Origin of the sequence: Streptomyces geranii (genome assembly GCF_002954775.1) — a bacterium.
Taxonomy (GTDB): Bacteria; Actinomycetota; Actinomycetes; order Streptomycetales; family Streptomycetaceae; genus Streptomyces; species Streptomyces geranii.
The window spans coordinates 111,027-123,642 of record NZ_PJME01000021.1; the positions used below are offsets into that span (position 1 = coordinate 111,027).

A 12,616-nucleotide genomic window follows, 5' to 3' on the forward strand; every position below is an offset into this window, starting at 1 on the left:
CGGGATTCTGGACTGCAAGAGGAACCGGAAAGTTCCTGAAACTCCTTGCAGCGCGGAAGCTACAGGTACATGACAGTCACGTAAAGGGATGTCACAGCGTTCGCCGCCGATGGTGAAAACGGACCAGTAGTGGTGACCCGCGCCCACGCGCGCGCCGGGAGCCCGTGCTTAGCGTGTCGGTATGCCGATGCAACCCTGGTTCCCCGATGCCAAGCTGGGCATCTTCATCCACTACGGCATCTACGCCGTGGACGGCTGGGCCGAGTCCTGGTCCTTCTACACGGGCGAGGTCTCGCACGAGGAGTACATGAAACAGCTCGACCGTTTCACGGCTTCGCGTTACGACCCGCAGGCCTGGGCGGAGCTGTTCGCCCGCGTCGGCGCCCAGTACGCGGTCCTCACCACCAAGCACCACGACGGCGTGGCCCTGTGGGACACCGACCACCGCAATCTGGACGTCGTCCGGGACACCCCGGCGGGCCGCGACCTGGTCACCGGCTTCGTGGACGCCCTGCGCGAGAAGAACCTGAAGGTCGGCCTCTACTACTCGCACTCCGACTGGAACCACCCGGACTACGCGACCGAGCGGCACCCCGGCCCGCACATCGTCGAGGCCAACGACTACTCCCACGCCCGCCCCGGCGAGGCGGACCCGGAAGCCTGGGCGCGCTATCTGGCGTACCGCGACGGCCAGGTGGGCGAGCTGGTCGAGCGGTTCCGCCCCGACATCCTCTGGTTCGACGGTGAGTGGGAGCGCACCGAGGAGCAGTGGCGGATGCGGGAGCTGTCCGAGCTGATCCTCGCGGGCAATCCGGACACCATCCTCAACGCCCGCATGCTCAGTTACGGCGACTACGCCACCCCCGAGCAGGGCGTGCCGCTGGTCGCCCCGGACGGCCCGTGGGAGCTGTGCCTGACGATCAACGACTCGTGGAGCTACCGGGCGAAGGACCGCGACTTCAAGTCGGTGCGCCAGCTGGTGCGTTACTTCACGGAGACGATCGGCATGGGCGGCAATCTGCTGCTCGCCGCCGGCCCGATGGAGGACGGCACGATCCCCGAGGAGCAGGTGGAACGTCTGGAGGGGCTGGGCGCCTGGGTCGCCAAGCACGCGGACGCCGTGTACGGCACGGTCGCGGGCCTGCCCGCCGGGCACCACTACGGCCCGAGCACCCTCTCGGCCGACCGGCGCACCCTGTACCTGGTGTGCTTCGACGCTCCGCGCGAGGCCGTGTCGATCCGGGGCCTGCGCAACGCCGTACGACGCGTCTCCGTCGTCGGCACGGGCACCGAGCTGGGTCATCACGTCACCGGCGGCCTGGACCAGGTGCCCGGCGTGACCTGGATCGACGCGCCCGGGGCGGCCGACCTCGACGAGTACGCGACCGTCCTGGCCGTGGAGCTGGACGGCGAGCTGGACCTCTACCGGGGCACCGGCCGCGACTGACACCCGATGTCACCCAGGACATGACATCCAAAACAGGAGTTCGAACGAAAGCTCCTGGGCGGACACCCCGCCGGTGGTGCCATGCGGAGGGTGACATGGGGAATCTCTTCACGAAACTGCTCGACCGGCTCGACAGCAACGCAAGGCACGCGACCGAGGTCTACCGGCGGGAGGTCCCCGAGTACCGGTTGCTCTCGCGGGACCCCCGCTCACGCCGGGAGGCCCTGGAGTTCTCGGTGTGGTTACGCCGCCGGACCGTCGAACTCGCGTCGGCGGAAGAGCCGTTGGGCGCGGACGATCTCGCGCTGCTGGCCTCTGTGGGCGAACAGCGGGCCGGGCAGGGACTGTCTCTGCCCGGCCATCGCCAACTGGTCGTCGCGCACACCCGGTTGACGCTGCACGAGGTCAACGAGTCGACCGGACCCGACGACGGCGACGACCTGATGCGTGTGATGCGCTGGTTCGGCCCGCAGGCCACACGCGCCGGCGAGGCCCACCTGTCGGGGTTCCTGGCGGGGCAGCGGCGCCGGATGTCCCTCGTCGGCCGGGTCCGCCAGCTGACCGAGGCCCTGCTCGCCGACGACCCGGCCGCGCCGGCCCTGGCGTCCGCCGTCGGCATGCGCGTCCACCCGCGCTACCGGGTGACCGTCGTCCGCGTACCCGACCGACCGCGTCCCACGACCGCCCGGCGCGAGGAGATCACCGAGACCCTCCTGCGCCGCAGACAGCTGCCGATCACCTGGCACGAACCCGGGGAACTCGTGGCCCTGACACCGGAGTACGCCGACGAGCCGACCGGCGCCGGCACAGCGCCCGACCGCGCGTCGGCCGTCGTACGCGACATCACGGAGGCGCTGAGCGGCAGTTGCGCGATCGGGACGAGCGCTGGTGCGACCGGCGCGCTGGCCGAGGCCTTCGCCCGGGCACGGCGGATCAGCCGGGTCGCGCCGCTGCGGTCCGGGCAGCGGCACCCGCACACCATGGACGACGTGTTCGTCGAACTGGGCGTGACCAGGCTGCCGGAGGTCGACGACTGGCTGCGCGACCTCGCAGAGCACCTCTCGCGCGGGCCCGACCTCATCACCACGCTGGAGATGTACTACCGGCACGACATGGACCGGACGCGCACGGCGGCGGCCCTCAGCGTCCACTCCCGCACGCTCGACTACCGCATCCAGCGCGCCCACGAACTCACCGGCATCCACCCGGGCTCCACCCAGGGTGTACGGGTCCTCAGCGTCGCCGTGACGCGCTCGCTGGCCCGGGGCTGAACCCGCCGCGCCACGGGGTCCCGCCGGAGCGCCCGGCGGGACCGCTCACCTCGCTGCGACGGCTCCGGTCACCCGAAGCTGCCGAGGCCCGTGCTGTCGAACCAGGTGGGCGCGTCGGCGTCGGACATCGCCTGCTTGATCCGGAACAGCGCGAACTCGTTCAGCTCCGGCAGCGCGTCCACCGTGAACCAGGCGACGTCCAGCGACTCGTCGTCGTTGACCCGCGCCTCCCCGCCGACGGCCCGGCAGCGGAAGGTGATGTCCATGTACTGGCAGACGTCGCCGTTCTCGTATGTCACCGGGTCCAAAGCCTGTACGAGCACGACCCGTTCGGGCACGCACCGGACCGCCGTCTCCTCGTAGACCTCACGCACCGCGCACGCCGCGGGCTGCTCCCCCGGGTCCGGGATGCCGCCGACCACCGACCACTTGCGGGTGTCGGAGCGCCGACCCAGGAGCACTCTGCCCTCGTCGTCGAAGACGAGGGCGGTGACACCGGGGAGCCAGAGCAACTGGTGTCCGGCGGAGGCACGCAGGGTGCTGATGAAGTCAGGAGTAGCCATGCCACGACCCTAACCGGGCCGTCCGGTCAGCCCTGTTGATCACAGGGGCGTGCCACGGGCGTACGGCTACACGCCACCGGCGCGCCGCCCGCGCACACCGGCGCCGATCGCCCAGCCGAGTCCGCCGACGGCGACCAGGACGAGGAGCATCTCGGGCAGGATGCCGAGCTTGGTGGCGGGGGTCTCGGAGGAGCGCAGCGGGACCTTCTGGACGAGCGAGTCGGCCACGAACATGCCGGTCTTCTGGGTGATCCGCCCGTCCGGCATGATGATCGCGCTCACGCCGCTGGTCACCGGGACGGTGACGGTCCGGCTGTGTTCGACGGCGCGGATCCGGGACATGGCGAGCTGCTGGTAGGTCATCTCGCTGCGGTCGAAGGTGGCGTTGTTGCTCGGTACGGAGATCATCTGGGCGCCGTGGGTGACGGTGTCGCGCACGGCCCAGTCGAAGGCGGCCTCGTAGCAGGTGGCGAGGCCGACCTTGGCGCCGTCCATGGTGAACACCCCGGGCTTGGTGCCCCGGCTGAAGTCCTGGTGGACCATGGTGGTCCAGTTCTTGTTGATGTGTTCGAGCAGCGAGCGCAGCGGGAGGTACTCGCCGAAGGGCTGGACCTGCCGCTTGTCGTAGGTGTCGGTCGGGCCCTTCTCGGGGTCCCAGAGGATCTGCTCGTTGTAGAGCTTGCCGTCCCGTTCGACGACGCCGCCGACCGAGATGGGCGCACCGATCGCCTTGGCCGCGTTCTCGATGACGGCGGCGGCGTCGGGGTTGGCGAAGGGGTCGATGTCGGAGGAGTTCTCCGGCCACAGCACGAAGTCGGGCTGGGCGACCTTGCCCGCCTTGACCTCGGCGGCCAGCCGCACGGTCTCGCGCGCGTGGTAGTCGAGGACGGCACGCCGCTGGGAGTTGAAGTCGAGTCCCGCGCGCGGGACGTTGCCCTGGATGACGGCGACGGTCGCGGTGCCGACCTCGGCCTTGTCGCTGACCAGAGCCCGCGCGGCCAGGGTGCCGAGCACGGGGACGACGACGCTCAGCACGGCGACGACGGCCGCGATGTGCGGTACGGCGCCGGTGCGGCGCCACTCGATCACCTGGCGCACGCTCTCGTACAGCCCGAAGCCGCACAGGACGACGGCGAAGCCGAGCACCGGGGTGCCGCCGAGCGCTGCGAGGGGCAGGAAGACGCCGTCCGCCTGGCCGAAGGCGATCTTGCCCCAGGGGAAGCCGCGGAAGGGCACACGCGCGCGTGCCGCCTCGCCCGCGATCCACACGGCCGCCGCCCACAGCGGCCACCCGGGCAGTCTGGACACAGCGGCGATGCCCGCGCCGACCAGCGCGACGAAGACGGCCTCGATGACGACCAGGGCCAGCCAGGGCCCCGGGCCCACCTCCACGCCGGTCCACACGAGCAGCGGCAGCAGGAAGCCGAGGCCGAAGAGGTAGCCGAGGCCGAGGCCGGCCTTCCAGGACCGGCCGCGCAGCACCCAGCCGAAGATGCCGAAGGCGGGCAGGGCGAGCCACCACAGGGTGCGCGGGGGGAAGCTGACGTACAGCAGCACTCCGGCGAGCGCGGCGGTGGCGGCCGGCCAGAGGCGCAGCAGCCGGGCGCGGCGCGAAGCGGGCGCGAGCTGCGGTTCCAGCTGGTCGGGCTCGGCTGTGGAAGGAGCGGTGGCGGTCACTCCGGGAGTGTACGGCGCCTGTGTAAGAGGCCGACAGCATGGTCCGGACCGTGGGAGGGGGCCCGCCCCGGCCCGGCTGCCGCATCGTTCCTGCGCAACTCGTCCACAAATGACGCACCAGCCGTTACGGTGTGCCGGAGCCTCTGACGTGCGCGCCGGTGACGGCCCGTGCGGTCGGGGCCCGTCACAGGTCGGGGGGCGGCGGGTTGGGGTCCACGGGGATGGCGTCTGCGGCCGGCGGGGCGCCGGACGGTGAGAGACGGAACGTTTCCGACGCTGCGGGCGTCGTCGTGCTGGGCGCGTGTGCCACCTGGTCGCTGATCACGGCGACCACCCATGACGGCCGCCCCGAGGGCGTGCTCCTGGCGGTGCTGGCGGTGGCCGCCGGTTACGCGTCGGGCCGGATCTGCGGGGCGCTGGTGCCGGTCGCCGCCCCCTGTGCGGCGGCGCTGGCCGGGCTGGGTCTTGCGGTGGCCGCCCCGCACTCGCTGCCGGGGCCGCAGACCGCCACCCCGCCCGGGCATCTCGGGGCCGTGGCCGCGCTGCTGGTGCTGGCCACGGGCGCCGCCTGCTGTGCCGCCTGGACGGCCCGTCCGCCGCTGCTGCGGCTGGCGCTGCGGGCCCTGGCGGCCGGGATCACGGCGGCGTCGCTGGTGCTGGGCCCGGTCGCCGGTTCGGTCCTCTGTGCGGCCGTCCTGCTCTGTTCCCTGGCAGCCGACCACATGCGGCGCCGGGGCGTGGGCCTCGCCGGGCTGGCGCTGGCGACGGCCCTGGTCACCGGGATGTCCTGGGCGGTCGCCGAGGACGTACTGCCGGACGGCCTCGCCGACTCGCTGGAGGGCCAGCTGGGCGGCCACCGGGTCGACCTGTGGCACGACGCCCTGTTCCTCGCCCACCGGGACCCGGCGCTGGGCGTGGGCCCCGGCCGGTTCGCGGAACTCAGCCTCACGGCGTCCCAGTCACTGCCCGCCGAGGCCAGACCGCACTCCGCGCCCTTCCAGCAGGCGGCCGAGCAGGGGGTGGCCGGCGTGGCCCTGCTGGCGGCGGTCTTCTGCTGGGTCCTGTTCGCCCTGTGGCGCACCGCGCGCCCCACGCCCGTGGCCCTGACCGCAGGGGCGGCTCTGACGGGTCTGGCCGTCCTGGCGACGGTCGGCAACGTGCTGAGCTTCACCACGGTGACGGCGGGCGCGGGCCTTCTGGCGGGCCTGGCGACGGCCCGCCCGCTGGTCTACGAGACCCCGGACCCGGCGACGACCCGCGCGCGGGAGCACCGATAGGCCGCAGAGAGAGCGCCGGGACGGGTCAGAGCGCGGGCTTGCCCACCGCGGCGGACCGCAGCCGGTCGGTGATGACGCGGACGGCCGCCTCCGCGTTGTCCACCGTGATCGTGAACGTGTGCCCGTCCCCGAGGCGCAGCACCACGCCCTCGCCCCGGCGTACGACGACCGCGGTGCCCTGCTCGGGCCGCCAGCGGTAGCCCCAGCCGCCCCACTGGCGCGGGGTGACCCTGGCGACGAACTCGGCGCCGACGATCTGGGACAGCGGAATGCGGCGGCGGGGCAGGCCGATGTGGCCGCAGCGCACTTCGAGGGAGTCCGTGTCGACCTTCACGGCGACATGCACGAAGGCGATGGTGCCGAACAGGACGAGCAGTCCGGCGGCGATGCAGCCCACGACGGACATGGCGAGCGGCGCGACGCCCGACGTCCATGCCGAGTCGACGGCCAGTTCGATGCCGAGGGCCATGAAGGCGCAGCCGCCGAGCGCAAGGAGCCACTGGGCGCGGTTGGTCGCCCGGCCGCTCCAGACCTCGGGCGGCGCGGTTTCCTCGCGTGGGTGGTCGCTCATGCGTATGAGACTACTCAGGTTCCGCTGTGCGGGCACCGGCTTGCGGAGCGTGACTGCTCCGGTCAGCGGACGGGGGTGGCCGTCTGCAGCAGCCGGCCTTCCGCGTAGGCCAGCGCGGGGGCGGGCAGCGGGCCCGCGGTGCCGTTGAGCAGGGCGGTGAGGGTGCCGTCGGCCGGGGCCTCGGGGGCCGGGTTTGCGCCGAGTCTGCGGAGCGTCTGGGCGGCCACCGCACCGGCCGAGCCGTGCAGGACGAGCGGCGGGCGGTCGTCCTGCTGGACGGCGGCACGGATGCGCTCGGCGACGAGTTCGTAATGGGTGCAGCCCAGGACGACGGTCGTTACCTCGGCCGGGGTGAGGGCGGCTGCGGCGGCGATGGCCGCGTCGATCGCCGTCTCGTCCGCGTGTTCGACGGCCTCGGCGAGGCCCCAGCAGGGCACCTCGGTGACCGCGACGCCCTCGGCGAAGTCCCGGATGAGGCCTCGCTGGTAGGGGCTGCCGGTGGTGGCGGGGGTCGCCCAGATCGCGAAGGGCCCGCCCCCCGAGGCGGCGGGCTTGATCGCCGGAACGGTGCCGATGACCGGCAGCTCCGGTTCGAGGCGGGCGCGCAGGGCGGTCAGGGCGTGCACGGTCGCGGTGTTGCAGCCGACGATCAGGGCGTCGGGCCGCTGCGCTGCGGCGGCCTCGGCGACGGCCAGGGCGCGCTCGGTGAGGTCCTCCGGGGTGCGCGGGCCCCAGGGCATGCCCGCGGGGTCCAGGGAGAGCACGAGATCCGCGTCGGGCCGCAGCCGCCGTACCGCCGCCGCCGCGGGCAGCAGTCCGATTCCGGAGTCCATGAGCGCGATCTTCACCCGGTCACTATAAACGGCGTGCCCTTACGGCCCGCCGGGGTGGGGCAGACTGCGGCGGGTGAGCGCCGTTGTGTGTATCGCCGCCGGATCACTCGCCGCCTGGCTGTGGCTGCTGCTGTGTCAGGGCTTCTTCTGGCGTACGGATGTCAGGCTGCCGTCGTACGAGCGGGAGCCGGAGTCCTGGCCGTCCGTCTGCGTCGTCGTACCGGCCCGTGACGAGGCCGCCGTGCTGCCCGCGAGCCTGCCGTCGCTGCTCGCGCAGGACTATCCGGGTCGGGCCGAGGTCTTCCTGGTCGACGACGGAAGTTCGGACGGCACCGGTGAGCTGGCCCGGGAGCTGTCCCGGCTCCACGGCGGGCTGCCGCTGACCGTGGACTCGCCCGGTGAGCCGCCTTCGGGCTGGACGGGCAAGCTGTGGGCCGTACGGCATGGGATCGGCCTTGCACGCGCGCGTGGACCCGAGTTCCTGTTGCTGACGGACGCGGACATCGCCCACGCGCCCGACAGTCTGCGGGAGTTGGTGGCGGCGGCGCGGGGCGGCGGCTTCGACGCCGTGTCGCTGATGGCCAGGCTGCGGGTGGAGAGCGTCTGGGAGCGGTTCGTCGTCCCGGCGTTCGTGTACTTCTTCGCTCAGCTCTATCCCTTCCGCCGGATCGGCCGGAAGGGATCGCGGACTGCGGCTGCGGCGGGCGGCTGCGTGCTGCTGCGCAAGGAGGCCGCCGAGAAGGCCCGCATCCCGGACGCCATCCGCCAGGCCGTCATCGACGACGTGGCGCTCGCGCGGGCCGTCAAGGGCGGCGGAGGCCACATCTGGCTGGGGCTCGCGGAGCGGGTGGACAGCGTGCGGCCCTACCCGCGACTGCACGACCTGTGGCGGATGGTCTCGCGCAGCGCCTACGCGCAGTTGCGGCACAGCCCGCTCCTGCTGCTCGGTACGGTCCTCGGCCTCGCCCTGGTGTACCTGGTGCCGCCGTTCGCCCTGGCCGCCGGGCTGGTCACCGGGACGACGGCCGCCGCGGTGTGCGGCGGCCTCGCGTGGCTCGTGATGGCGGGGACGTACGCCCCGATGCTGCGCTACTACGGGCAGCCGCTGTGGCTGGCTCCCCTGCTGCCGTTCACGGCGTTCCTGTACCTCCTGATGACGGTCGACTCGGCGGTGCAGCACTACCGCGGGCGTGGCGCCGCCTGGAAGGGCCGGACGTACGCGCGTCCGGACACCGTCGCCGACGAGGGCTGACCGTCGGTCACTTGCGGCCCGGGGTCCAGTTCATGCCCCAGTTGTAGGCCTGGTCTACGGTGCGCTGCGGGCTCACCCCGCGCGCGGGGACGAGATAGCGGGCCTCGCGCTGGACGATCAGGTCGCCGCCGTTGTTGGTGATCAGGGCGAGCGCGCACACCGTGGAGGGCACCGTGCACTCGTCGAGCGAGAAGTCGACCGGCGCCCCGTTCGCCGGGGTCAGGGTGACCGTGGCGTGCAGGTCGGCGAAGGAACGGGCGCCCGCGTAGATGGTCACGAAGATGAGGATGCGCCGGAAGGCCTGCTTGTGGTCCAGGTTGACGGTGAGGTTCTCACCACTGGACAGGGCCCCGGTGCGGTCGTCGCCGTCGAGGTGGATGAACGGCGGCTGGTGCAGCGCCCCGAAGGCGTTGCCGAGGGACTGCACGACGCCCTTGCTGCCGTCGGAGAGTTCGAAGAGGGCGCACAGGTCGAGGTCGAGGTCGGAGTGCTGGGCGACGGCCCGGCCGAGTTTGCTGGCCCACCCCGAGAACTGCTTGTGCACCTGCCAGTTGAGGTTGACGCGCAGGGCGCCCGAGGTGCCGCCCTGCTTGGTGAGCGAGACGGACGGCGCTTCCTTGGTGAGCGTCACCTTGGTAAGCCGTACCGGCGTGGCGGAAGGCGCCGGCGGGGGCGGGGTCACCGGAGGCGCGACGGGCGGAGCGGGCGGCGGGGTGGTTCGTGGGGCGGGCCGCGCGGCGGGCGCCTGCTGGGGCTCGTCCACCGTGATGCCGAAGTCCGTGGCCAGACCGGCCAGGCCGCTGCTGTAGCCCTGCCCGACCGCGCGGAACTTCCAGGCGCCCTGTCTGCGGTAGAACTCGCCGAGCACGAAGGCGGTTTCGACACTGGCGCCCGCGTTGTCGAAGCGGGCCACCACCGTCCCCCGGGCCGCGTCCCGGACCTCGATGTAGAGGTCGGGGACCTGTCCGAACGTGCCGCCGTCGGCGGAGGCAACGAGGACCACGGTCTCGACGGCGGGCTCCACGCGCGCGAGGTCGACGAGCAGGGTGTCGGTCACCCGGCCGCCGGCGTCCCGCTTGCCCTCGTGCCGTACCGCCTCGGAGGAGTGCACGGGCTGGTTGTAGAAGACGAAGTCGCCGTCGGAGCGCACCCTGCCGGCCACCAGCAGCAGCGCGGAGGCGTCCGCGTCCGGGACACCCGGCCCGGAGCGCCACCCCAGCTCCACACGGAGCTGTGCCGTGGGCACCGGGGTGTTCGATCCCTTGGACATTGACATGGCTGCCCCCATCTCTGATCGCCTCGCGGCCCAACCTATTCTCCCGGGCCCGTGAACTCCTGTCGGACACCTCCACGGGACCGCCCGGACGCCCCTGTCGAACAGGGGAAGAACGCGGGGCGACCCGTCGGTAACCCGCCCGGAACCTGGCCTTTACGCAATCTCAGCACAACTCGATGCCCCTTTTTGACAAGTTCGCTCGCATTGGGGGTCCCACGGCACTGCCGACACGGAAATCAACCCTCTTATCGGTCTCCCCAACCAGCTCATCGTGGGCTTAACTTGTGTGCCATGACCTCCCCCCGCTCCACCTACGGCGGCGGCTACTACTCCGCCTTCCCGGACACCCCGATCTACGACTCGCTCGTCGCCGAGCGGGGGACTCCGCAGATCGCCCCGATCCGGGTCCCCGCCGCGTACGACACGGGCAGCAGCTTCAACCTGCCCGCCCTGCCGTCGGCGCTCCCCGCGCTCCCGGCCGGCCCGTCCCAGCAGAACCCGTCCTACGGCGGCGGCTACCCGCAGGCGCAGCAGCCCTCGCCGCTGCAGCAGGCGCCGGCCGCGTACATCCCGCAGCAGGCGCCGCCGCGCGGCTACCCCGCGGGTGCGGGCCAGCCGATGCAGCAGCAGCGTCCGGCGGCGGCCTCCGGCTACGAGGCGATGCGCCCGGCGGCGCCCCGTCCCACCCCCGCGCCGTACCAGGAGCCGTACAACAACCAGCAGTACCGCGGGTACTGATTCCGGCCCCCGGAGGGTCCGTGCCTGCTGGCACGATGGCGGCATGGGGAACGCGGAGCTGCATTCGATTCACGTCCATCCGGTCAAGGCGTTCCGGGGCCAGTCGCCCCGGCAGGCCTCGGTGGAGCCCTGGGGGCTGGCCGGAGACCGACGCTGGGTCCTGATTGACGCCGGGGGAAAGGTCGTCACACAGCGCCAGCAACCGCGCCTCGCGCAGGCCGCCGCCGAGTTGCTGCCCGGCGGCGGGATCCGGCTGTCCGCGCCCGGCCGCGCGCCCCTGACCGTGCCCGTCCCGGAGGTGACGGGCACGACGACGGTGGACATCTTCGGCACCAAGGTGGAGGCGGTGCTCGCGGACGAGGACGCGCGGGCCTGGTGCAGCGCCTATCTGGGCGAGGACGTACGTCTGCTGCACATGGACGACCCGGCCACGCGCCGCGCGGTCGACCCCCTGTTCGCGCGGCCCGGCGAGACCGTGAGCTTCGCCGACGGCTACCCCCTGCTGCTCGCCTCGCTCGCGTCGCTGGACGCCCTCAACGCCCTCATCGCGCAGGGGGAGCACGCGCAGGAGGGTCCGCTGCCCATGAACCGCTTCCGGCCCAACGTGGTGGTGTCGGGGACCGCCGCCTGGGCCGAGGACGACTGGTCCCGGATCGCCGTCGGCGAGGTGACCCTCCGGGTCGCCAAGATGTGCGGACGGTGCGTGGTGACCACCACCGACCAGGAGACCTCCGTACGCGGCCGGGAACCGCTGCGCACCCTCGGCCGCCATCGCCGCTTCGGCAACCAGCTGGTCTTCGGGCAGAACCTGGTTCCGGAGACTCCCGGCACGATCCGGGTGGGCGATCCGGTCAGGATCCTCGAATAGCCCGAATAGCCCGAACGGCCGGGAACACCGGCACGGGGTCCGGCCGTTGGCTTTTGTGAGAAGTTCATGAGACGGCCGGTGAGAGCCGGTGAGAGGTGATTTCGATCTCTCTTCGACCGGCTTTGTGCGTGAACTGCTCCGAGCGGGGTTATCACGGAGCGGGAAGGGGGTTCGGCTGTGCGGGCGATCGGTGGACTCTGGCGTTGGCGGCACAATCCGCTGCGCCGCGCGACCGACCTGGCCGAGGCCTGGGTGGCACTGGCGGCGCTGCTGCTGATCGTGCTGGCAGCCCCCCTGATCGGCCTCCTGATCGGCGGTGTCGCCCAGGACGCGCTGCAACAGGCCGTACGGGACCAGCGTGAGGCCCGCCATCTCGTGACGGCCACCGTGGTCAAGAAGCTCGCCCGTTCCCCGCTGGAGCCCGACCCCGAGACATCCACCGCGCGGGAGGCGCGCAGCCGCGTGGAGGCCGACTGGACGGGGCCCGACGGCACCGCGCAGCACGGCAAGGTCATGGCGGCCCTCAAGTCCCCGCATCCGGGCGACCACTTCACGCTGTGGACGGACGAACAGGGGCGAATAACCGCCCGCCCACTGGACAACGCCACCGCGACGACGCACGCGGTCCTCGCCGGCTTCGGCGCGACCCTGCTGGCGGGCGGGTTCGTCGAGGGCGGCCGGCGGCTGATCGTCTGGCGCATGGTCCGTCGCCGGTACGCCCGTTGGGACCAGGCGTGGGACCGGGCCGGACCCGACTGGGGCCGGACCGGTACCGGCAGTTGACGGCCTTGCGGCTCTGGTCAACCCACCGTGCCCGCGCACGCTACGGTGGACCGGCCGACA

12 protein-coding genes are annotated in these 12,616 nt (G+C 72.4%); 7 read left to right on the forward strand and 5 right to left on the reverse strand.

Features of this window, described 5'->3' with window-relative positions:
* Window positions 1-181 precede the first annotated feature (181 nt).
* Complete coding sequence (locus tag CW359_RS26190; RefSeq protein WP_105972581.1) at window positions 182-1,447, forward strand: alpha-L-fucosidase; 1,266 nt, start codon at window positions 182-184, stop codon at window positions 1,445-1,447.
* Between the two features lie 95 nt (window positions 1,448-1,542).
* Window positions 1,543-2,718 (forward strand): PucR family transcriptional regulator, encoded by a 1,176-nt coding sequence (locus tag CW359_RS26195; protein ID WP_105972582.1) that lies wholly within the window; start codon window positions 1,543-1,545, stop codon window positions 2,716-2,718.
* Window positions 2,719-2,786: 68 nt separating this feature from the next.
* Here CW359_RS26195 and CW359_RS26200 read toward each other — a convergent pair whose 3' ends face one another.
* On the reverse strand, window positions 2,787-3,281 hold the full coding sequence (locus tag CW359_RS26200) for an NUDIX hydrolase (protein WP_105972583.1): 495 nt from the start codon (window positions 3,279-3,281) through the stop codon (window positions 2,787-2,789).
* A gap of 66 nt (window positions 3,282-3,347) precedes the next feature.
* Window positions 3,348-4,958, reverse strand: a complete 1,611-nt coding sequence (lnt, locus tag CW359_RS26205) for an apolipoprotein N-acyltransferase (protein WP_105972584.1) — start codon at window positions 4,956-4,958, stop codon at window positions 3,348-3,350.
* 221 nt (window positions 4,959-5,179) lie between these two features.
* Between lnt and CW359_RS26210 the strand changes: the two genes are divergently transcribed.
* Window positions 5,180-6,235: an O-antigen ligase family protein gene (locus tag CW359_RS26210; protein WP_198655389.1), complete on the forward strand. Its 1,056-nt coding sequence runs from the start codon at window positions 5,180-5,182 to the stop codon at window positions 6,233-6,235.
* A gap of 25 nt (window positions 6,236-6,260) precedes the next feature.
* Here the strand turns inward: CW359_RS26210 and CW359_RS26215 are convergent, their stop codons facing one another.
* Together CW359_RS26215 and CW359_RS26220 are read right to left on the reverse strand one after the other, a co-directional pair.
* Window positions 6,261-6,806 (reverse strand): hypothetical protein, encoded by a 546-nt coding sequence (locus CW359_RS26215; RefSeq protein WP_105972586.1) that lies wholly within the window; start codon window positions 6,804-6,806, stop codon window positions 6,261-6,263.
* Window positions 6,807-6,868: 62 nt separating this feature from the next.
* Complete coding sequence (locus CW359_RS26220; RefSeq protein ID WP_105972587.1) at window positions 6,869-7,654, reverse strand: glutamate racemase; 786 nt, start codon at window positions 7,652-7,654, stop codon at window positions 6,869-6,871.
* A 70-nt stretch (window positions 7,655-7,724) separates the two neighbouring features.
* Here CW359_RS26220 and CW359_RS26225 point away from each other — a divergent pair, with 70 nt between their 5' ends.
* Complete coding sequence (locus CW359_RS26225) at window positions 7,725-8,891, forward strand: glycosyltransferase (protein WP_105972588.1); 1,167 nt, start codon at window positions 7,725-7,727, stop codon at window positions 8,889-8,891.
* A 7-nt stretch (window positions 8,892-8,898) separates the two neighbouring features.
* Here CW359_RS26225 and CW359_RS26230 read toward each other — a convergent pair whose 3' ends face one another.
* Complete coding sequence (locus CW359_RS26230; protein WP_105972589.1) at window positions 8,899-10,161, reverse strand: TerD family protein; 1,263 nt, start codon at window positions 10,159-10,161, stop codon at window positions 8,899-8,901.
* 297 nt (window positions 10,162-10,458) lie between these two features.
* Here CW359_RS26230 and CW359_RS26235 point away from each other — a divergent pair, with 297 nt between their 5' ends.
* The 3 genes from CW359_RS26235 to CW359_RS26245 all read left to right on the forward strand — a co-directional run bounded on the left by CW359_RS26235 (window position 10,459) and on the right by CW359_RS26245 (window position 12,556).
* The gene (locus tag CW359_RS26235) at window positions 10,459-10,905 is read left to right on the forward strand and encodes a DUF6643 family protein (protein WP_105972590.1); all 447 of its coding nucleotides are present in this window, start codon (window positions 10,459-10,461) and stop codon (window positions 10,903-10,905) included.
* 43 nt (window positions 10,906-10,948) lie between these two features.
* Entirely contained in the window at window positions 10,949-11,773 is an 825-nt protein-coding gene (locus CW359_RS26240; RefSeq protein WP_105972591.1) for an MOSC domain-containing protein, read from the forward strand.
* Between the two features lie 177 nt (window positions 11,774-11,950).
* Entirely contained in the window at window positions 11,951-12,556 is a 606-nt protein-coding gene (locus tag CW359_RS26245) for an Rv1733c family protein (protein WP_105972592.1), read from the forward strand.
* Window positions 12,557-12,616: the final 60 nt, after the last annotated feature.

Bases quoted from the DNA above. Each gene is read 5' to 3' on its own strand.
- CW359_RS26240 (WP_105972591.1), top strand. From the start codon at position 10,949: ATGGGGAACGCGGAGCTGCATTCGATTCACGTCCATCCGGTCAAGGCG.
- CW359_RS26235 (WP_105972590.1), top strand. From the start codon at position 10,459: ATGACCTCCCCCCGCTCCACCTACGGCGGCGGCTACTACTCCGCCTTC.
- CW359_RS26190 (WP_105972581.1), top strand. From the start codon at position 182: ATGCCGATGCAACCCTGGTTCCCCGATGCCAAGCTGGGCATCTTCATC.
- CW359_RS26195 (WP_105972582.1), top strand. From the start codon at position 1,543: ATGGGGAATCTCTTCACGAAACTGCTCGACCGGCTCGACAGCAACGCA.
- CW359_RS26215 (WP_105972586.1), bottom strand. From the start codon at position 6,806: ATGAGCGACCACCCACGCGAGGAAACCGCGCCGCCCGAGGTCTGGAGC.
- CW359_RS26200 (WP_105972583.1), bottom strand. From the start codon at position 3,281: ATGGCTACTCCTGACTTCATCAGCACCCTGCGTGCCTCCGCCGGACAC.
- CW359_RS26230 (WP_105972589.1), bottom strand. From the start codon at position 10,161: ATGTCCAAGGGATCGAACACCCCGGTGCCCACGGCACAGCTCCGTGTG.
- CW359_RS26210 (WP_198655389.1), top strand. From the start codon at position 5,180: ATGGCGTCTGCGGCCGGCGGGGCGCCGGACGGTGAGAGACGGAACGTT.